General features: G+C 50.6%; 16 protein-coding genes. 8 read left to right on the forward strand and 8 right to left on the reverse strand.

What is annotated here, in order from left to right; all coding sequences use genetic code 11:
- Positions 1-150 precede the first annotated feature (150 nt).
- The 4 genes from P1U47_RS10915 to P1U47_RS10930 all read left to right on the forward strand — a co-directional run bounded on the left by P1U47_RS10915 (position 151) and on the right by P1U47_RS10930 (position 7,278).
- Positions 151-1,185, forward strand: a complete 1,035-nt coding sequence (locus P1U47_RS10915; protein ID WP_301028913.1) for an AraC family transcriptional regulator — start codon at positions 151-153, stop codon at positions 1,183-1,185.
- 387 nt (positions 1,186-1,572) lie between these two features.
- The gene (locus P1U47_RS10920; RefSeq protein ID WP_301028914.1) at positions 1,573-2,379 is read left to right on the forward strand and encodes an enoyl-CoA hydratase-related protein; all 807 of its coding nucleotides are present in this window, start codon (positions 1,573-1,575) and stop codon (positions 2,377-2,379) included.
- 327 nt (positions 2,380-2,706) lie between these two features.
- Positions 2,707-6,189 (forward strand): indolepyruvate ferredoxin oxidoreductase family protein, encoded by a 3,483-nt coding sequence (locus P1U47_RS10925; protein WP_301028915.1) that lies wholly within the window; start codon positions 2,707-2,709, stop codon positions 6,187-6,189.
- A 33-nt stretch (positions 6,190-6,222) separates the two neighbouring features.
- The gene (locus P1U47_RS10930) at positions 6,223-7,278 is read left to right on the forward strand and encodes a Glu/Leu/Phe/Val dehydrogenase dimerization domain-containing protein (RefSeq protein WP_301028916.1); all 1,056 of its coding nucleotides are present in this window, start codon (positions 6,223-6,225) and stop codon (positions 7,276-7,278) included.
- A gap of 38 nt (positions 7,279-7,316) precedes the next feature.
- On the opposite strand, the gene P1U47_RS10935 is transcribed toward P1U47_RS10930, so the two are convergent.
- Entirely contained in the window at positions 7,317-8,294 is a 978-nt protein-coding gene (locus P1U47_RS10935; RefSeq protein WP_301028918.1) for a nitronate monooxygenase family protein, read from the reverse strand.
- 95 nt (positions 8,295-8,389) lie between these two features.
- Here P1U47_RS10935 and P1U47_RS10940 point away from each other — a divergent pair, with 95 nt between their 5' ends.
- Positions 8,390-9,433, forward strand: a complete 1,044-nt coding sequence (locus P1U47_RS10940; RefSeq protein ID WP_301028919.1) for a helix-turn-helix domain-containing protein — start codon at positions 8,390-8,392, stop codon at positions 9,431-9,433.
- 44 nt (positions 9,434-9,477) lie between these two features.
- Here the strand turns inward: P1U47_RS10940 and P1U47_RS17585 are convergent, their stop codons facing one another.
- Positions 9,478-9,648, reverse strand: a complete 171-nt coding sequence (locus P1U47_RS17585; RefSeq protein ID WP_366943156.1) for a hypothetical protein — start codon at positions 9,646-9,648, stop codon at positions 9,478-9,480.
- Positions 9,649-9,856: 208 nt separating this feature from the next.
- Between P1U47_RS17585 and P1U47_RS10945 the strand changes: the two genes are divergently transcribed.
- The gene (locus tag P1U47_RS10945; protein ID WP_301028920.1) at positions 9,857-10,099 is read left to right on the forward strand and encodes a hypothetical protein; all 243 of its coding nucleotides are present in this window, start codon (positions 9,857-9,859) and stop codon (positions 10,097-10,099) included.
- Between the two features lie 338 nt (positions 10,100-10,437).
- On the opposite strand, the gene P1U47_RS10950 is transcribed toward P1U47_RS10945, so the two are convergent.
- On the reverse strand, positions 10,438-11,136 hold the full coding sequence (locus P1U47_RS10950; RefSeq protein ID WP_301028921.1) for a pseudouridine synthase: 699 nt from the start codon (positions 11,134-11,136) through the stop codon (positions 10,438-10,440).
- A 51-nt stretch (positions 11,137-11,187) separates the two neighbouring features.
- Positions 11,188-11,565, reverse strand: a complete 378-nt coding sequence (locus tag P1U47_RS10955) for a cereblon family protein (RefSeq protein ID WP_008249149.1) — start codon at positions 11,563-11,565, stop codon at positions 11,188-11,190.
- 59 nt (positions 11,566-11,624) lie between these two features.
- On the opposite strand from P1U47_RS10955, the gene P1U47_RS10960 reads away from it, so the two are divergent.
- A complete protein-coding gene (locus P1U47_RS10960) occupies positions 11,625-12,299 on the forward strand; it encodes a methyltransferase (protein WP_301028922.1) in 675 nt (224 codons plus the stop codon).
- Here the strand turns inward: P1U47_RS10960 and P1U47_RS10965 are convergent.
- The 4 genes from P1U47_RS10965 to P1U47_RS10980 form a co-directional block, all read right to left on the reverse strand.
- The gene (locus P1U47_RS10965) at positions 12,268-13,377 is read right to left on the reverse strand and encodes an amidohydrolase family protein (RefSeq protein WP_301028923.1); all 1,110 of its coding nucleotides are present in this window, start codon (positions 13,375-13,377) and stop codon (positions 12,268-12,270) included. The genes P1U47_RS10960 and P1U47_RS10965 overlap by 32 nt on opposite strands.
- A gap of 239 nt (positions 13,378-13,616) precedes the next feature.
- Positions 13,617-14,825 (reverse strand): Fic family protein, encoded by a 1,209-nt coding sequence (locus tag P1U47_RS10970; protein ID WP_301028925.1) that lies wholly within the window; start codon positions 14,823-14,825, stop codon positions 13,617-13,619.
- A 507-nt stretch (positions 14,826-15,332) separates the two neighbouring features.
- Positions 15,333-15,602 (reverse strand): HigA family addiction module antitoxin, encoded by a 270-nt coding sequence (locus P1U47_RS10975; RefSeq protein WP_301028926.1) that lies wholly within the window; start codon positions 15,600-15,602, stop codon positions 15,333-15,335.
- A gap of 486 nt (positions 15,603-16,088) precedes the next feature.
- Positions 16,089-19,088: a transglycosylase domain-containing protein gene (locus P1U47_RS10980; RefSeq protein ID WP_301028927.1), complete on the reverse strand. Its 3,000-nt coding sequence runs from the start codon at positions 19,086-19,088 to the stop codon at positions 16,089-16,091.
- A gap of 618 nt (positions 19,089-19,706) precedes the next feature.
- Between P1U47_RS10980 and P1U47_RS10985 the strand changes: the two genes are divergently transcribed.
- The gene (locus P1U47_RS10985) at positions 19,707-19,835 is read left to right on the forward strand and encodes a hypothetical protein (RefSeq protein ID WP_301028928.1); all 129 of its coding nucleotides are present in this window, start codon (positions 19,707-19,709) and stop codon (positions 19,833-19,835) included.
- Positions 19,836-19,915 lie beyond the last annotated feature (80 nt).

Here is a 19,915-nt window from a genome sequence, read left to right on the forward strand (position 1 = left end):
CAAATAGTATAAATGTTGAGCGACGGTATAGGTCTACCGCAGAACCGTCGTTGGTCTCCTGTTGAGTTAGGGCGTGCAACGGTGTGGAAATTAGGCGCGAACGCGCGCTTCGCCTACACTAGGGCTTTTCTGCGCTAATAATACATGCTTGTGCCTAAACAACGACCCATAAATCCCTTGCCTAGCGTGGCTGAGCGCACGGTGCATAGCTCGGCATTTAAAGCCTTGTTCCAAGGCGCGCAAGCACTGGATGGGAATGTGGCTGTGCTTATTGCTGAGATTGGCCTTACACCGGCAGACTTGGATGATGCCGAGCGGCGCTATCCGGTAGCAGATTTATACGTATTATATGAGCTGCTAGCGCAGCGAACCGCCACGCCAGATATTGGCGTGTATATTGGCCGCATAGATTATATTCGCCATTTAAACCTGCAATTGTACGCCTGCTCCGGCTGCAGCACTTTTCGCGAATACCTCAATATTATGCCCAGTGTGCTGAGTATAGTTGGCGATATTGGTGAGTTTAAAGTGCGCCGCGATGGGGAGCTTATTCGCCTCGACTGGGAAGTGCTCACGCCACCAAACAACAATCAACGCTACGTCAGTGACGCCTCGCTTACCGTTGCGGCGGCCATTGTTAACTCGGCCTGTGTTCGTCAAATTCCGATCCGCGCGGCACATTTTCATTATGCGCAGCCAGATGACCTTAGTGTCTTGAAACAAGCCTTTGGCGACAACTTACACTTTTCAAAAGCCAAGAGCTGCTTGTACTTAGACGCCGCCAGCCTCGATTACGTATTGATTCGGCCCGATAGCGAATGGGCGTTGGCTCTAGCCCAGCCAATTCGCCATTTGTTTGAAGACGGCGAAGATAACGACTTTATCGTTGCCCTGCGCAAAACCCTGCTCAAGCTGCTGCCCAGCGGCGATATCGGTTTAGATCGGGCGGCGTCATCACTTAATATCTCGCGCCGAACCTTGCAGCGGCGCTTGGCCGACGCCGGCACCCAGTATTTGCAATTGCTGCAAAATTTGCGTTCCACACTGGCCGTTCAGTATTTACATGACGAGCGCCTGAGCATCACTGAAATTGCCTTTTTACTAGGCTATATGGATCAGAGTTCCTTTTCCGCCGCCTTCCGCAGTTGGCATGGGCAGTCACCGCGAGATTTCCGGAAAAAATAGCTCTTGCTGCCTACTGGAACGACGCGTGGCATAAAGTGCTACGACCGCAGCATGGTAGTGTTATCAGCGAGAGCGTTGTAATGATTGAAACCTCTATTTTCTCTGAAGTGCACGTCGCCGTCGCTTGCTGCGGGAATAGCCGTACTTGGAGGGATAATCACTTAGCCATTAGCCTTAAAGTATTTCGTGTGAAAAAAGTATCAGTGACGGTTAGCGTCGAGTTTCCGGTGAGTTAGCTGTTTGCATGATCTCGCACTGCGTAAAACACCTATATTTAAGCTCGCGAGTTGAGCTTAAGGGCAAAAAAGACGATAGTGTTAACCGTGGTTTCGCTTAGCAGGGCTAGGTGTATCGCCAGCGCTAATAAGTTACATACAGGATAAAATAATGAGTAATGATATCGCCCCAGTCAGTGTTCGGCGTCAAGGACGCGTGCTGTACGTTACCCTAAGCCGTCCCGCACTTAAAAATGCCATCAACGAAGATATGATCACAACCCTGTACCGCAGTCTGCGCGATGCCGCTCAGGATGACAGTATTGGCGCAGTAGTGTTAGAAGGCGCTGGTGACACGTTTTGCGCTGGTGCCGACATCAAAAACCTGGCCCTTGGCGCCGAGCACACTCGTAAATATTCTACCGAAGTACTGTTGCGAGTGGGGGCGGAGGCGGCGATGTTGCTGCATGAAATGCCCAAGCCGACCATTGCGATGATTCGCGGCCCTGCTATGGGCGGCGGTTTGTCATTAGCGCTAGCCTGCGATTTTAGGCTTGCCGACAGCAGTGCCAGCTTAAGTTATGCCCACACCAAAATCGCCTTGTCGGGCGATTTCGCCGCTGCGTATTTCCTAAGTAAATGGATGGGCGCGGGTAAGGCTCGGGAGTTTTGCTTATTAAATCCGGTTTACGGCGCCCAAGAGGCTTTTGCCAGTGGCTTGTTGAGTAAAGTATGCGACGACGCCGAATTAGCAGACGATGTTGCGAAACTTGCTAAGCGCTTGGCCGAAGGCCCCACCAATGCCTTGGCTTGCATTAAGGCCAACCTTAAAAACGCCCAAGAAATGAGTTGTGAAAACTACATTGCTGAAGAAATTAAAAACTTTCAGCGCTGCCGCAATAGCGATGAACATCGCGAAGCCCTCAAGGCCTTTATTGAAAAGCGCGAGCCTAATTTTCCTCGCCAAGCCCAGGGCTAGCCTACAGCGCTAAACCCCACGATTTTATTATCTCACCACCCCAAAACACCCGCGCTCATTGCATGGCCGCGGGTGTTTTGGGTTTTGGTAGGCTCATTTCCTTAACTTAGGCGTTTTTTGGTTAGTCAACATCGCTGCTTGTCTATTCTGGTATTCCATAGCTTTATACTGGCTATTAATGGTGTTTTTTAGACTTCAAATATCATTTTAGAGCATTATTTAAGCAAAAATATTTGATGCTAGCCGTGTTTAAAATAAAATCTTCGCCAAGCTGGGTCTAGACTGTTGTTAAAGCTGTTGCGGCGTTAATAACAGGAAGTGTCGAATATGGCCCTGTCTAAGTTTGCATTAAACATATCCCTTGAAGATAAGTACCGCCTCGATAGTACCCGCGCCTATATGACCGGTATTGAGGCCTTGGTAAGACTGCCCATGCTCCAGCATCAGCGGGACCTAGAGCGCGGTTTAAATACCGCGGGCTTTATCTCTGGCTATCGCGGCTCACCGCTGGGCAATCTCGACCAAGCCCTGTGGCAAGCCAAGCCCTATCTCGATAAACACCATATTAAATTTGTACCAGGTATCAACGAAGACATGGCGGCCACCGCGGTGCGCGGCAGTCAGGAAGTGGGCTTATTCCCTGGTGCTAAATACGACGGCGTATTTGGCATGTGGTATGGCAAAGGCCCAGGGGTAGACCGCAGTATGGATGTGATCAAACATGCCAACGCGGTGGGCACTTCGCGCTATGGCGGGGTTTTGGCGGTAGCGGGGGATGACCACGCCGCTAAGTCATCAACCTTGCCCCACCAGTCCGAGCATATGTTTATGGGCGCCTCAATTCCGGTTTTGGCGCCCGCCAATGTGCAAGAGGTGTTAGACCTTGGTATTTTCGGCTGGGAGCTGTCGCGCTATGCCGGCTGCTGGGTGGGCTTTAAGGCCATTACCGAGAATATGGATTCGGCGATATCGGCGGTGATAGATGCGCACAGGGTAAACATTGTTTTACCAGAAGACTTTCAAATGCCAGAAGACGGCGTACACGCTCGCTGGCCAGACTCGCCACTGGCGCAGGAAAAGCGCCTTAATAAATACAAGATCTATGCGGCGCGGGCGTTTGCCCGGGCCAATAATCTCAATCGCATTGTGATTGATAGCCCCAAAGCGCGCCTCGGTATTGTGACTAGCGGCAAGGCCTACCTCGATGTTTTGCAGGCACTCGAAGATTTGGGCATCGACCAGCAGCGCGCCGCCGCCATCGGTCTGCGGGTGTATAAAGTGGCCATGCCCTGGCCCTTGGAGCCAGAAACCACCCACGAGTTTGCGCGGGGGCTGGAAGAAATCCTAGTGGTGGAGGAAAAACGCTCGATTATTGAAGACCAAATTACCGGCCAATTGTATAACTGGCCGGTGGAAGATCGCCCCCGTGTGATTGGCGAGTTTGACGAACACGGCGCCGACTTGCTGCCCAACCTCAGCGAGCTAACCCCAGCCATGGTGGCCCGCGCCATTGCCTCGCGAATTCGTCGTTTTTACAAAAGCGAAGAAATCGAAAAACGCCTTAACTTTTATAATCAAAAAGAGCAGTCGATTGCCAATAAGCAGGGCGTTATTAATCGCACGCCTCATTACTGTTCGGGCTGCCCTCACAATACCTCGACCCAAGTGCCCGAGGGCAGCATCGCCCTTGGCGGCATTGGCTGCCATTATATGAGTACGTGGATGCCCTCGCGGCCCGCAATCACCTTTACCCAAATGGGCGGCGAAGGGGTGACCTGGGTGGGGCAGGCGGCCTTTACCGAGAATAAACACGTTTTTCAGAACCTCGGCGACGGCACGTATTTCCACTCCGGCAGCTTGGCGATTCGCCAGTCCGTTGCAGCAGGCGTCAATATCACCTACAAAATTTTGTATAACGACGCCGTTGCCATGACCGGCGGTCAGCCTATTGATGGCAGCTTGTCGGTGGCGCAGCTCATTTTGCAATTGCGCGGCGAGGGCATAAAGCGCATTGCGCTGGTGTCTGATCATCCAGAACAATACGACACGCCCAGCGAAGCGGGATTAAGCGTTAATCACCGCGACGACTTACTCAGTATTGAAGAAGAACTGCGCGAGATCGAAGGCGTGTCGGTGCTGATTTACGAGCAAACCTGCGCGGCAGAAAAACGTCGGCGCCGCAAAAAAGGCACCATGGTCGATCCCGATCGCCGTATTTTTATTAACGAGGCGGTGTGCGAAGGCTGTGGCGACTGCGGTAAAAAATCCAACTGCCTGTCGGTATTGCCAAAAGAAACCGAGCTGGGCCGTAAGCGCCAAATCGACCAAAGCGCCTGTAATAAAGACTATTCCTGCGTTAATGGTTTCTGTCCGAGTTTTGTATCGGTGATAGGCGGCGGGCTTAAAAAGCAAAGCGTGAATGCCGCCAGTGCCGATGGCTTTGGGGCATTACAAGAGCCGACCCTGCCCAGCTTAAATACCCCGTGGAATTTAGTGGTAACCGGCATTGGCGGCACGGGTGTGCTCACCATTACCGCAGTGTTAGCCATGGCCGCCCATGTTGAAGGCAAGGGCTGCGCGACTATGAATCAAACTGGTCTCGCGCAAAAATTCGGCCCAGTGGTCAGCCATTTACGGGTTGCCAATCATCAGGAAGACATCAATGCAGTGCGTATTCCGGCGGGTGATGCCGATCTGTTACTAGGCTGCGATTTGGTGGTGTCGAGTTCCGATGAGGCTATCGCCAAGGTCAATATCGAGCGCAGTTTTGCTGTGATTAACGATACCGAGATGACCACTGCCGATTTTGTTTATCACCGCGATGCCCAATTCCCCGCCGATACCATGAAGCGGCTCATCGTTACCGAAGTGGGCGAGGGCAAGGTCGATTTTATTCAGGCCTCAGAGATTGCCAGCCATTTACTGGGCGACAGTTTGGCGACTAACTTCTTTATGCTGGGTTATGCCTTTCAGAAAGGCTATGTGCCGATCAGTTCAGAAGCGATTGAGCACGCGATTAAACTCAATGGCGTCGCGGTAGCGTTTAATCAGCAAGCTTTTTTGTGGGGACGCCGCGCGGTCGACAATATGGCCGCGGTAATGGCCGCCGCTGGGGTAGCGGTAGAACAGTGGCAGCCCCTAGAAAGCCTCGATGACATTATCGAATTCCGTTACCAGCATTTAATTAAGTACCAAGATCTTGCCTATGCTCAAGACTTTCGTCGTAGGGTCGAGCAAGTGCGCTCCAAAGAACTTGAAGTGAGCGGCGCAGCCGGCGACTTAACAGAGGCGGTAGCGCGCTCGCTGCATAAACTGATGAGCTATAAAGACGAGTACGAAGTCGCGCGGCTGTACAGTGACGGCGAGTTTATGAAAAAGCTCAAAGCCAGTTTCGATGGCGATTTTAAGCTGCAGTTTCATTTGGCGCCGCCCATCTTCTCAAAACGTGGTCGCGACGGCTTCCCCAAAAAACGGGTGTTTTCAGCGTGGATGTTCACGGCGTTTAGCTACTTGGCAAAGCTTAAAGGCCTGCGCGGCAGTGCTTGGGATATTTTTGGCTACAGCGCCGAGCGCAAGGCGGAACGGGCTTTGCTCGCCGAGTTTCAGCAAGACCTAGACAGTTTTATTGGCCAAATCGACGCCGATAAAATGGTGCTAATCACTGAAATTATCAGCTTGGTTGACGAGGTTCGCGGCTTCGGTCACGTAAAAGAGCAAGCGATTGCTCAATACCGCGTGCGCCGCCAGCAATTGCTGGGACGCCTGCGGGGCGATGTTGTGCAATTAGTCGATGTGGGCAATGCCGCCTGATTGCTAGTTGCTTTGTGGTACAAGGAGAACGTAATGACAGTGTTTAATTCGCCTTCCTTTGACGGCCATGAACTGGTGGCCTTTAAGGACGATGCCCGCAGCGGCTTGCGCGCCATAATTGCGGTGCACAATACCAACTTAGGGCCAGCCTTAGGCGGTTGTCGGTTTTATCCCTATGCCTCAGATGAACAGGCGCTAGAAGACGTGCTGCGCCTGTCGCGGGGCATGAGCTATAAATCAGCCTTGGCGGGCCTGCCCTTGGGCGGCGGCAAGGCGGTGATTATTGGCGATCCGGCAAAGCAGAAAAGTCGCCAGCTACTATTGGCGATGGGCGAGTTTATCGAGGGCTTGAGCGGACAATATATTACGGCTGAAGATTCCGGCACCGGCGTTGCCGACATGAAAGTTATTGGCGAGCGCACCAGCTATGTTTCGGGTGTAATGGAAGGTAGTCGCTTTGGCGGTGATCCCTCGCCCTACACTGCGCAGGGCGTGTTTTGCGGAATTAAGGCGGCCTTGGCGTTTCGCCATAAAGCGAATTCGCTGCGCGACGTGCGAGTGGCTATTCAAGGCGCGGGCTCGGTGGGCCGCCAATTAACGGCGCTGCTAGTAGAGGTGGGTGCCACGGTATTTATTGCCGATATTAACGCCGACAATTTAAGGCTAGCTCAAGCATTGGGTGCTAAGCCTGTCGCCGTTGGCGAGCTGCTGAGTATGGACGTAGATGTGCTGGCACCCTGTGCAATGGGGGCGGTGCTTGATGAGCAAACCGTGGGAGTGATTAAGGCCGGTATTGTTGCGGGCGCCGCAAATAATCAACTAGCGAATCCGATTCAGGGTGAGCAGTTGCGTCAGTTGGGTATTTTATACGCCCCAGACTTCGTGATTAACGCGGGAGGGATTATTGATATCTATTATCAGCGCTTAGAGGGTTCGTCAGACAATAGCGCTGCTCATATTGAGATGATTGCCGACACCTTGCAGCGTATTTTTCGCCGCGCCGAACAAAGCGGTGAAACGACTGCGCGGGTGGCAGAATTACTTGCCGAAGAGCGCTTTCTTACACCAGTAAAAATCGCTGCGGCCTAAAAAGCCGCAGCGATGATATACCGGTTTTTCTTACTTGCTTAGCGGAACTGCGCGGTAGCGGCGCGGTATTCCTGTTCCAGCTTTTGAATCAGCTCTTTGGTGCTTGGAATGTCGTGAATGGCGCCCACGCCCTGACCAGCAGACCAAATGGTCTTCCATGCGCCACCAGATTTCTCGCCGCTTTTATTGTCGGCATCAAGGGTTAATTCCTCGCCAAAATCAATATGACTTGGCGCTTCAAGAGCATTGGGATCGAGGCCGGCATTGACGATACTGGGCCGTAAAAAATTGGCGAACACACCCGATATATTTGGAGTGTAAACAATGTCGCTAGAACCGCTGTCGACAATCATCTGCTTGTATTCAGCTTGCACCAAGCTCTCTTGGGTGTTGATGAAGCGGGTGCCCATATAGGCAAGGTCGGCGCCCATAGCTTGGGCAGCGGCAATATCATTACCTCGAGAAATTGAACCGGCCAATAGCAACGTTTTATCAAAAAATTCGCGGATCTCTGCCACTAAGGCAAAGGGGCTGGTGTTGCCAGCGTGGCCACCGGCACCGGCGCAAACGGCGATCAAACCATCAACTCCTGCACCAGCCGCCTTGCGGGCGTGGCGGGCATTGATCACGTCGTGAAAAACCAGACCGCCGTAGCTGTGTACCGCGTCAATGACTTCTTTAACCGCGCCCAGCGAGGTAATGATAATTGGGACTTGATGCTTTATGCATAACTCTAGATCGGCGTTAAGACGGGGATTGGTTTTATGTACAATCAAATTAACGGCAAAAGGCGCGGGCTTTTCGCCGGTTTCTTGCTCATGGGCTTGCAGGGCAGCGTTAATGCTATTTAGCCACTCTTCAAAACCTTCGCTGCTGCGCTGGTTGAGTGCGGGAAACGAGCCGACCATGCCGGCCTTACAGGTTTCTATTACTAGCTCCGGCCCCGAGGCCAAAAACATGGGGGCGACTACGGCGGGTAGACGAAGGCGGTTTTCCAGTAGCTTGGGAAGACTCATAGCGCTAAACACTCTTATCGGTGAAATCGAATCATTACTTTAGGGCCTATTGCGCGGCTGGGGTAGTGTCAGTATTGACATTAAAAGTGTTGATAGTGACACTGACTGCTTTTGCAAAATGGGACTTAGCCGTGGCCAAGGTTTACGTAATCGCCTACGAGGGCTGCTATGCCGGTAGTTTGTCTAACCCCCAAGACTTGTATATGGTCGCCAACGCCCATTGGCGAGAGCAGTATCAAGGCCAAGAGGGCGAATTTGAATGGCAGACCTTATCCTTAGGCGGCGCGACAGTTGTTACCGCATCCCATCTTAGAATCGCGGTAGACGGCCCTTTGCTTGATCTTGAGGCGGGCAGTATTATTGTTGTGCCAGCCATGGCCTACCCTGGCGGCAGAGAATTGAATAAAAAACTGGAATCCCTGCGCGAGATTATCAATTGGCTGGTAAAACAATACGCCAATAATTGCATAATCTGTACTCACTGCACGGGCAGTTTTATTTTGGCTGAAAGCGGATTGCTCAATGGTCACAGCGCCACCACCAGCTGGTGGCTTGCCGAACAATTTCGCCAGCGCTATCCCGAAATTACATTAAAGGCCGACCAGCTGGTGGTTGACGAAGGGCGCTTGCTAACCGGCGGTGCTAACGGTGCCGAAATGTTGGCCGCGCTAATTATGGTCGAGCGCTATATGGGCCGGGCGGTAGCCTCGCAATGCGCGCGAACCTTGCTGGTAGATACCAATTTAACCCAGCAGGCGCCGTATCTTATTCTGCCCCGCCAAAAGCAGCACAGCGATTCGCTTATGCTTGAGATCCAAGATTACTTAGAAAAAAATCTGAGTGACGCTTTTTCCCTGGCAGGTTTGGCGCAGCGGTTTTGTATTAGTTCGCGAACTTTAATGCGGCGCTTCAAAGAGGCCGTTGGCGACACCCCCAATAGCTATTTGCAAAATTTGCGTATTGAGGCCGCCAAGAAATTATTTGAGGCTACCAGCCTGTCTACCGACGCGGTTATGCTGCGGATAGGCTATGCCGATACTAGCTCGTTTAATCGTCTCTTTCAGCGTAAAACCGGATTAAGCCCGCGGGCTTATCGCTTGAAATTTGGCTCTGTTCAGCGCAGTGAGCAAAGTGTTTAAGTCGTCGGTGGTTACGAATTTTTTTGAGTGCTTCTATAAACGGATTACGCCAATCCATGACTTTGGCCTTGGCCCGCGCAATACGAATTTCTTGCTCGGATACCGGAGCTTGCTTGCCTCGCCCACACTTCGTACAGCTTACGATTCTGTGTGCTAATTTTTAAATCGTAACGCCCTTCTATGTAAAAATAGCTGCGGGCGATGTCGCCTCGTATTTCTGGGCGGGGCGCTCTTTAACGCCAATTTCAATATAGCAAGCGCCGTAGGCGCGGGCTTCGCCGCCTCTTTTTCAAGCGCCTTGAGTTCAAGTAACCGTTGCTTAAGCCATGCTAATTTTGATGCCGATACTGAGCTGGAAGTGTCCTTTTCGTCGTTATCGTTGGCACTTATTTGACTTACGTATTCTTGAATACTGCTCTCAACATGATCGATATGAAATTGGACTTTGCTGGGTGTGTAAATCTTAGCCTTATTGTTGACCGCTTTAAACTTGCTACCATCAATAGCGAAAGCGGAATCATCACACATATTGATTTGCCGACAGTGGTCAACGAACTTAAAACAGATATTTTTAATCCCCTTGCCGTTATCTTTCCTGAAATCGGCATGATAACCTGGGCGACCAGTTTGCTTTGCGGTGACACTCTCAAAACCGTGGCTCAATAAATCAAGTTAGTCGACAAAAACATCAATGACTCGAGCAGGGTTGTCTTGTGTAACAAAGTTATCTATTACTTATGGAAATAGCGTGGATTAGTGTCTTGATGGGCCTTTAATATGGTGAGTCATCGCAGATTAGCGCTGGTTTGGCTTACCAATTTATTACACTAAACGTGGCCTTGAACTTAGATCGCTGGCTAAGACCAATTCATCATAAGTGTGGGATCAACGATGATCAAAATTTTTCACACAGTCTGTACTAGTACCTGCCAGTATTTGCGCTCGAAAACTCCCATACCATAATGTGCCCTGCCTGATTCTTTACCATAAGCACGCCAAAATGCTCATTGTTTGCTCGAATCAAAAAATTCGGCGTTGTGCTGAATATCCAGCGTTTCGCCAGTGTAGGGGTGCGTAAAGCGCAGGCGCGAGGCGTGCAGTAACAACCGGTCAGCGGCGGCCTTGGCGGCAGGGTGGGCGTAAAACTCGCAGCCTAATATAGGGTGGCCAATGCTGGCGGTGTGTACCCGCAATTGGTGGGAGCGGCCGGTAATTGGTGTTAGCAGTATTTGGCTGTGGCCGTCTTCGGTCATGCCTTGGCGCAGGTAATGGGTTTGGGCTTTTTTGCCGTACACAAAATTGAGTTCTTGGCGGGGGCGGTTGGGCCAGTTGCAGGCCAGCGGTAGGTCGATAAAACCCTCACGGCTGGCAAGCTCGCCGTAGACTACGGCTTGGTATTCTTTCTCAATTTTACGGTCTTGGAATAAGCGGCTCAGGGCGCGGTGACTGTCTTTGTGCAGGGCAATAATCATTAGGCCCGAGGTGGACATGTCTAAGCGGTGAACAATGGTGGCGTCGGGGTAGACCTCGGCAACGCGGCTAATTAAGCAGTCTTTGTTGTCGGGGTGGCGGCCAGGCACCGACAGCAGGCCAGCGGGCTTGTTGATAATGAGCAGGTCATCGTCGCAATGTAAATAGCCGATGGCCTCTTCGCAATAGGGCACAATAAAATCGGCATTGGGGTTTTCTGGGCTGGCACTCATTAGACTGACTGGTTACAGAGAATTGGCGGCCAGTATACCGGAAAACGCCGGCTATTTTCCGGCGCGTAAATAGCCAGAGATCAAGGCAAAAAACGATTCGCTCAAGGCGTTTTCGTAATACCAGCCCAGCTGGGTGGTGCAGTACTCGCAGTGGGCGTACTGCCATTCAAAGCCCTGAAACCAGCAGTAGTGGTCGGTAGCTTTACCGGCAATAATCAAGCCCGGCGCAGCCTGAAAGCAACTTAGCTCAAATACCACGCCGTCGGGATTCACAAAGTGGTGTTGGTGTTCGCCTTGCACCTGTACCCGATAATTCTCGGCGGTGACTGGCCGCTGGCAGTCCTGACAGTAAATAAGTTGCTGTTGATCCGCCTCGTAAACCTGCAGCAGAACATCGTGAACTAATTGCTTTATTGGTAGGCCACTCATAGCACACTCCGCTAAAATATCGCCATCACACACAGCTCTAACATAGAAGGAAATGCGCTTTGCGGCAAGCTTCTTTGGTCACAGATTGCCAGACCCTCACCCTGCGCTTACAGGAATACGTCCCCAACGCTCAGCTGACGAGCACCACCTTGCCCGAGGTGCCAGAGATGAAATTGTGGCTGCTCAGCGCTGATTATCCCCAGCAAGACTTAAGCCTCGAGCAAACCCAGCGCATTATGAATTACCCCGCCTATTGGGTGTTTTGCTGGGCCAGCGGCCAAGTGCTGGCGCGTTATATATTTGATAATCCCCACCTTGTGCAGGGCAAGCGCATATTGGATTTTGGCAGTGGCTCGGGAGTGGCCGGTATCGCCGCCAAATTGGCGGGCGCGGCCTCGGTGATTGCCTGCGACCTCGACCCCGATGCCATTTTGGCCAGTCGCGCCAATGCCGACTTAAATGGCGTGGAGCTTGAATACAGCGAGAATTTCTTTGCCAGTAACGAACAATACGATCTGATCTTGGTGGCCGACGTTTTATACGATAAAAGCAATTTTCCGCTATTACCGGCGTTTTTAGCGCGGGCACCGCAAGTGCTTATTGCCGATTCGCGGGTGCGGAATTTTCAATTTGAGGGTTACGATTGGTTGGCGTATCAGCGCGCCACCACCGTGCCGGATTTGGCGGAATCTGACGAGTTTTCTAAAGTGAATCTGTATCTTGGTGGGCGTTAGCCAATATTTTGCGAACCGATTTTTTGGGTAGCAGGGCGATAAAATTATTCCGCGCTACGCCTTGGGCGGCTTCTTTGTTTAGCGCGTCTAAAAACGGCGCATATTCGTCTAGGTTTGCCGCGATTTTGTCATAGCTACCCAAGCCGTCGGAGCCAATCATAAAGCGCTTGGGGTATTTATTGATTAAGGCCACCCAGCCGTCGGCCGCCTCTTGGTTCTTGTCGAGCAAATAGGGCGTGAGTACTGCCCATGACAGATCGATATATAAATTGTCGTGGGCGGCAAGTAGCTTGCTCAGCGCGGGTAATAAGAAATCGAGCTTGTCTTGGTAGCGGTGCAATGTGGCGCTGGTGCCGGCGTGGGCCCAGATAAAATTCACACCGGGGTGGGCGGCCAAGGCGTCTTCAATTTCGCCAACATACAGTGGATTGCGCTCGCGTTTCGAGGTGATGTTGCTGTGCAGCAACACCGGCAGCTTAAACTCCGCTGCCACACGATAAACCCGATACATGGCCTCGTTATTGGCGCGGGGCGTATCGTCTTGGGTTAGGGCGGTTAAATCATCGTGACGGGTTAATACCTCGCCAATGCCTTGCCAAACATCGGGGTAGGTCTCTAGCATTTGGCGCAGGTGCTTATCGGCATTTTTGTCGGTGGGATTAAAACCACATAAAAACGGATGCAGGCGCTCGCGATCTTGCTTAGGAAGTTTGCGGTAGGCCTCGGCAACATAGCTGTCGGTGGCGCTAAACCAATACATCCCCGCGTCATCACCGGCATAGTAGCGGGGCCGCTTAGGCTCGTCTTCATGCCATTTTTTCATCAGCGGAATACCACTAATCATCGCGTTATCGATCTTGCCCTTGTCCATGGCGGCAATCAGTTTAGAAAGCGGCTCACCCTCTTGGAAAAAATCAACAATATGTAGATGGGCATCGCTGTAACGGTGTTTAGATGTGTTGCTAATCTGGGCTTTACTGCCGGTTTCAGCGCTTGCCACTAGACTATAGGTGGCCAACGATACCAAGCCCATAAAGGCTAAACCGGTGGCGAGTAGATGTTTTTGTAACTGATGCATTCCATTCCCTAGCGCGACATGACGTGGATTCAGACAGGCTTGGGATGGATGGGTTCAGTTGGTGGGTTGGGAATAGCTTTTCGCGGGTGGGCAGAGCTTCATGTGTTAAAGGCAGTAGATTGGGTGGGGGGGCATAAATTAAAAACCTGGCCCTCGTTGCGCGCTTTAGATTGCTATGAGTGATCAGGTTGAATCGCAGCAGGCGGCAATCATGCTGAGTCGGAATACCGAATTTGCAATTACCATATTTGTGGAAAAAGAAATTCAACTGCGGTTGTAGAAAGCTTTATCTCGATATCTTGTTTTGGTTTTGCGGATATAAGGCCCTCTTTATCCATTTGTTTAATTATAGGTCGGAGGGTTTGTTCACCTTTATCTAAATGCTCGCAGATGGCACTTCTGCTCATGGCTCCTTTTTCAAGTAGTAACCTATAAATATCGCGAGCTGCTATTTTAAGTATAGGGAGCTTTTTGCCATCAGCATCGGGTAATCCACCTTTGGCCCTCATTTCAAAGTAATAATCAATGCGAATGCCGAGCTTCCTAGGTTCTAAAAGATCGGTAAAAAATTTAACCTGATCGAGGGCAGTATCGATAAAATACTTGGTGAAATCTAATAAACCCTTGTCGGATAGAATTCCTCTCCCATCCGAAGCGCCTTGTCTTGCCATATCTGCTCTAGCAAGTGCTTTGTAGTAGGAGGATGTATCTCTCCCAAAGCCCCGTGTTATAGACCAAAGTCCATAACCACCAAAGCCAGCATTTCTCATGTAGCCGTCAGTAATTAGCCTTATAGCTCTACCATTGCCATCTAAAAATGGATGTATCCAAGTTAGCCTATGATGTAGGCCTGCTGCAGCTATTACCCTGGTTGTACCATGAATCTTTTTTGGCGCAAACATCTCTGCTACCCATTTCATGTAGCTTGGGACTTCTTTGAAATCTGGAGGGATATGTTGCCCGACCTGAACATCACGATTCCTATATTCCCCAGGCACAATTTTTATCGGGTCGCCGTTTTCGTCAAAAGCAATATCACCAATTTTATTTTTGACAGTTAACATATCGTCGGGCAATCCATTGTAAAAGGATTGATGAATTGACTTTATGTAGTCTTGAGATGTAACCGAATCGATTTTTTCTGATAAGGCCTTGGATTTAATTTGTGCTTCAAGATGTACGAGTAGCTCAAGAACAGATTTGGTAACATTTTGATTGCCAGCTTGCCCCGATTCTTGTGTTTTTAGCAATTCTTTTGGGTGGGTTGGGTTGCCTTCTATCTTGTTGCTGTAATAACAGTTTACAAGTCTAAGTAGCCACTCAGTAGGCTGTCTTATTGAATCTGGGATGGTTTGGTTTAAGGCTGCATCAGCCATGTAGAGCTCAACGATTTTATCTTGGTATTCCCCCAAACTATTAGGATCGAAGAATGGTATTACAGATATCATTACCGTCTCCAAAGTAAGCTTAATATAATGATTTTATAGCCGATATAATTTTTTTACCATAATTTATATCGTTTTATTTATTGGTTTGGTAGCTTTGGTGATATTTGTATGCCAAATATGTTCAGTTTGCCTCGTGGGTCATCGATTAGATCTATATTAACTCGTTGTTTTTACTCTGGATATCACCTTAAAAAGGAGTTTATTATTTCTGTAAAGCGAACAATAATTCTAAGTGAGGTAAAAATAAGCGTTTATTCAGTCATAGGGGATGCTGGTGTGTAGTGGTGCGGTAGTTCGCTATAGGCAACATTGTCATGAAGGTTCGGGTCAGGTGTTTGGTGGGCCGGCCGTGAACTGATTCGGTAGTATTGGATTCTGAATCAAGTTCAGAATGACGGTGTGGCGTATAGAATAATGGCGTGAAAGGAAAGGGCGCCGCCACCGGTGTCGCCGCCATGATTATCTTGTATCTACGCCGCATCGACTTCATAGGGGCCTACATCTAGTTCAATCTCGGAACCGTGATCCTGTAACGTTTTTTAAGTCATATGCCGATTGAAGGTTCAGCCAAGATTGCGCATCACCGCCAAAGTAGCGTGCCAAGCGTAGGGCAGTATCTGGCGTCACAGCCCGTTCTTCGTTTAATATTTTGCTAATGCGGGTGACAGGAACGCGCAAGTCGCGGGCAAGGCGATTGGCTCTCAGTTCCAGAGGAAGTACGTACTCTTCTCGTAAAATTTCACTGGGGTGGATTGCTCGCATATTGTTCTGGATCATCGAAAAGCTCCTGACCATTTATTTAGTGGTAGTCCGTAATTTCAACCTCATAAACTCCGGCGTCACGCCAAACAAAACAGCGATGTATGATTGTTTAGTCAATAATACATCAATGGTTTCAAATGTCGGCTAATAACAAAGTCGTCATGCTGGACTTGATCCAGCATCTGGTGGAGTGCCCGTGAACTTGTTCCGTGGTATTGGATTCTGAATCAAGTTCAGAATGACGGAGTGTGGCGTTCTGAATGACGGTGTGTGGTGTCAGAACGACGGTGTGCGGTGATTGAGGGTGTATGTTGTTCAGAACGACGGTGTAAGGTGACTGCGGGTGTATGTTGTTCAGAATGACGGTTTATAGGGAATGACGATGCGGCGGGGGGCACCGCAACGGCTATTGAGCGCGGCGTGCCTATGATTACTCAAGCGGTTATGGGCCTGAGTAGATGCGATAGCGCATGCCTTTTTTGTCATAATTTGCACTCTGCGCTATTTCTTGGCGCTATTTGAATTTGCCTCTACTGTGTTTTCTGTCAGTGCTGGTTGTAGCACTGGGTGGATTATCTTTAGTAATTGCGTGGCGAGTCCGCTGGTGAATTCAAAGCCATTAGCTTGGCTTCCGCCAACGTGCGCAAGTATTACACCAAAGAAGCGGTCGCCGATATAAAAGGTGAATATGGCATTTCGGTTCACTGCTTCGCTGGCGATGAGGCGTCCACCCGCGCCGTAGGATTTAAGGCGATGATCACCGGTGCCGGTTTTTCCGCCTACTTGAATCGGTGTGCCGTTGGCGTCGACAAAAAGGCCTTTTAGGCGTCTTGCGGTGCCATTTTCCACTACGCCAGCGAGGGCGTTGCGCACGGTGGTGCTGACTTCCGACGAGAGTACTCGTGTGCCTATTGGTGGCGTGAATTCATACTTGGTTTCATAGGGGGTGCCTTGGGCAAAATGCAGGCTATCGATTTGGCGAAAGGGGATTCTCATGCCGTCATTGATAATAATGCCCATCAATTCGGCGAGCGCGGTGGGGCGGTCTGCCGATGCACCAATGGCCGTGGCGTAGGACGGCACCAAACTACTGAACGGAAAACCAACGCGCTGCCATTGCTGATGAATGGCCACAAAGGCATCGCGTTCTAGCAGTATGCGTATACTCCGGTCTTGGGCGCGCTGCTTGCGTGAGTTGGTTAACCATGTGTAGGCGTCTTGACGAAGTGGTGCGCTCTCCTCGGCAATTCGGTTGTAGTTGACGCTGGTGTTTTCGAGTAGATATTTTACCAGCCACAATTCCAACGGGTGCATGTGCGCTAGATAGGCTCGGTCATTACTATTAAAGCGCGCTGGGTCGAATTGCCGATACAGTTTTGCAACGTCGATTTTAGCAAAGGCCTCTGCGGTTAAGCGTGCACGCAGAAATTCTGCTAGGGCCGGCTCATCTGCATCGGGCAGCACTGCACGATAAGCCATTGTTAGGCGGCCAGGGAAGGGTTTGCTGCGACGGGCAAGGCGCTCGATAATTTCCTGACGATTTAATTTGCGGTATTGATTATAAAATTGATTGAGGTAGATTTTGCCTTCGAGATCGGCAAAACGACTCAGATAGTCTTTGCGACGCGGATCTGTGCGGTCGAGCAAAAGTTCGCGTGAGCCGGGAATCTCCATGGAGTAGTAGCGAGTTACGTCGCGCATCATGCGAATAAACACGAGGTTAACCGAGCGGTTTAAGGCCTCGGCTACGGTCAGTACGCGAGCGTTGTCTTGTTTGTCAAAATTGCTAAAGGTGTGCAGTCCACCGCCGGTGAAAAACGACTCAGCAGGGCTTGCGGAATACGTTCTTAGCATTGCAGCGTCTAGCAGTTTTTGTAAGGGAAGATCAGGGTCGGCGATAAGTCGATCGAGGGTCCATTGGCGCAGGGGGTCTTCAGCGACTTTGCGGGCGAATGCGAGGTCTTTGGGGGCAAGCTCTCGGTATTTTAGATAGACCTTTTCAATGATGTCGAGATAGGTGATTAGGGTGCGCAATTTCGCGGTTGAACCTAAATCGAGTTTTGAGCCGGCATTCATGTCAAAGGGCAGGTCTAGATTGTCGGTTTGTACTCTGAGTACGTTGCCAGTTGCTGTGCGCTCGTACAGCAGCACACTGTAATTTAGCGCGGTAAGTTGGCCTTCACGCAGTAGTTTTTCGCCGAGTAGGCCAGATTGCTTGGCGTAGTCAAGGTCGGTTGCTTGCTTTAACGACTGCGCAATTTGTACTTGGGTGTCGCCAGCAATCGTAGATTGCACCGTGAGATCAAGTCGGTCGAGGGTGTACAAGCTGCGAACGCCCAGTAGCGTCATTAGCTCGTTACGCACATTGTTGACCGCTTTGCGTGAAATAAACGACGTTGCCGCGGTACTTTGCTCGCGCTGAACAAAATTCAGTTTTAGGGGCAGCGCCGCGTCTCTGAGTTTTTCGCTGATAACGCCGTTATTGCTCAGAATACGCAGATAACTGGTGGTTAGCGCTTCTAGTTCATTGCGGCCTTCAAGTAGGTAAAAAGAAGGACGTCGCTGTGATAGCAGCAGACTTAAGGCGGCCTTAAACACCCGAGCTTTCTCCTCGATGCTCACGGTGTCGCCAGAGGTCGCAAGCACATGATTGGCGTAGGCAAAGTCAATCCCGTACCACTGTTTGAGGCCGTCACCAATCCCGTGAATCTCGCCATGGCCGGCGCGACCAGAAAGAGGTGTCGAATTAAGATAGCTTAGGGCAATGGCTTTTCTTGCATCGCGGCCGGTAAGCCCTGAGTGGTAGTGGCGTACGCTGGCAGAGACGATTTGCTTGAGCTTGTCATTGTGATCTGCGGTCATTCCGCCTGGTGAATAACGGTATTTTTCCATCTGCGTAGCCAAGGTGCTGCCGCCTGGGCCGCCCTCGCCAGGGTGTAACAGGCGGGCAAGTGCTGCCTGCGCGAGCCGGTCCCACTCGACCACTGGGTTTTTGGTGGGATTTTGATCAACTAATAGCTCGCGGTTTTCAATAAACAGTAGCGGTTTCAGCAGCAATGCTGGAATGTCTTTAAATGCTGAATAGACGTTCTCTGGTTCCCGTGAGGAAAATAGCGCGTTGTTATTGCTGCCTAAAATGTTCAGACCGGTTTGGCTGCGCTCACGGTAGGGCGGGTTGCCGCCCCAGCGGCTGTACTGCATGAGACGATCTGAGAAATTTGCCTGACGGCTAATTCGATAGCCTTTTGCCTGCAATTGCTTGTCAAATTCGGGTAGGCGCGTATAGCCATTTTGAATGTTGTAGGGGCCATGGCTGGGGAACCACGTTGCCTCGGCGGGCCCGTCTTTAATTTCAAAGTCGAGACTCGCCGCTAGCTTGCCGAAATATCGCGACTGGAAGTAAGAGGTGTGATATTCAAAAATACCGACAGAAATAACCACCATTACGGTGGTAAGTGCGACGTACAAAATAGCCTTTTTTAGGCGTGTCCGGTTAATCACAATAGTAAAGCCAATGAGGTCAGGTTCAATTATATTTTATGTAAGAGTAGCCTTTGTAAGTCGCGGTGGCTCAGAAGGGCTAATCGGATGCGGAGCATAATGCAGCGCCAAAATCTGCGATAGGGCTTTTGCTGGTTTATTTTTGCCGGTGGATCTAGCCTAGCGGTTCAGTGTGGCATGGATTGCGCAATAATATGCAAAAGAGCGCTGATTTCCTTATTTATTAGGCCAGCAAACGGCTTCATTGCGATAAATCAAACTTTCGGGTCACTGGGCTTTGGCTTCAGTTCATCCTTGGTGGGGCCGCACTTTGCGCGTGCATCTTGTCTTTGGCCGTGATGTCGGCTACTAACAAAATTGTCATGCTGGATTTGATCCAGCATCTGGTGGGGTGGCTGAGAACTAGCTTGGTGGTATTGGATTCTGAATCGAGTTCAGAATGACGGGTTATGGGTAATGGCGATTTATGGGTAATGACGGTGCGAAGGGCATGGCGGGTGTTTGCGAAGCCGTCATGCTGGACTTGATCCAGCATCTGGTGGAGCGGCTGTGAACTAGCTCGGTGGTATTGGATTCTGAATCGAGTTCAGAATGACGGGTTATGGGTAATGGCGATTTATGGGTAATGACGGTGCGAAGGGCATGGCGGGTGTTTGCGAAGCCGTCATGCTGGACTTGATCCAGCATCTGGTGGGGCGGCTGAGAACTAGCTTGGTGGTATTGGATTCTGAATCAAGTTCAGAATGATGGGTTATGGGTAATGACAGTTTAAGGGTAATGACGGTGCGAAGGGCATAGCGGGTGCTTACGAAGCCGTCATGCTGGAC

Origin of the sequence: Zhongshania sp., assembly GCF_029212375.1 — a bacterium.
Classification (GTDB): Bacteria; Pseudomonadota; Gammaproteobacteria; order Pseudomonadales; family Spongiibacteraceae; genus Spongiibacter.

Coding starts and splice junctions, on each gene's coding strand:
- P1U47_RS10935 (WP_301028918.1), bottom strand. CDS start 8,294: ATGAGTCTTCCCAAGCTACTGGAAAACCGCCTTCGTCTACCCGCCGTA.
- P1U47_RS10955 (WP_008249149.1), bottom strand. CDS start 11,565: ATGAGTGGCCTACCAATAAAGCAATTAGTTCACGATGTTCTGCTGCAG.
- P1U47_RS10965 (WP_301028923.1), bottom strand. CDS start 13,377: ATGCATCAGTTACAAAAACATCTACTCGCCACCGGTTTAGCCTTTATG.
- P1U47_RS10950 (WP_301028921.1), bottom strand. CDS start 11,136: ATGAGTGCCAGCCCAGAAAACCCCAATGCCGATTTTATTGTGCCCTAT.
- P1U47_RS10970 (WP_301028925.1), bottom strand. CDS start 14,825: ATGATATCTGTAATACCATTCTTCGATCCTAATAGTTTGGGGGAATAC.
- P1U47_RS10945 (WP_301028920.1), top strand. CDS start 9,857: ATGATCGATATGAAATTGGACTTTGCTGGGTGTGTAAATCTTAGCCTT.
- P1U47_RS10985 (WP_301028928.1), top strand. CDS start 19,707: ATGGGTAATGACGGTGCGAAGGGCATGGCGGGTGTTTGCGAAGCCGTC.
- P1U47_RS10925 (WP_301028915.1), top strand. CDS start 2,707: ATGGCCCTGTCTAAGTTTGCATTAAACATATCCCTTGAAGATAAGTAC.
- P1U47_RS10930 (WP_301028916.1), top strand. CDS start 6,223: ATGACAGTGTTTAATTCGCCTTCCTTTGACGGCCATGAACTGGTGGCC.
- P1U47_RS10975 (WP_301028926.1), bottom strand. CDS start 15,602: ATGATCCAGAACAATATGCGAGCAATCCACCCCAGTGAAATTTTACGA.
- P1U47_RS10920 (WP_301028914.1), top strand. CDS start 1,573: ATGAGTAATGATATCGCCCCAGTCAGTGTTCGGCGTCAAGGACGCGTG.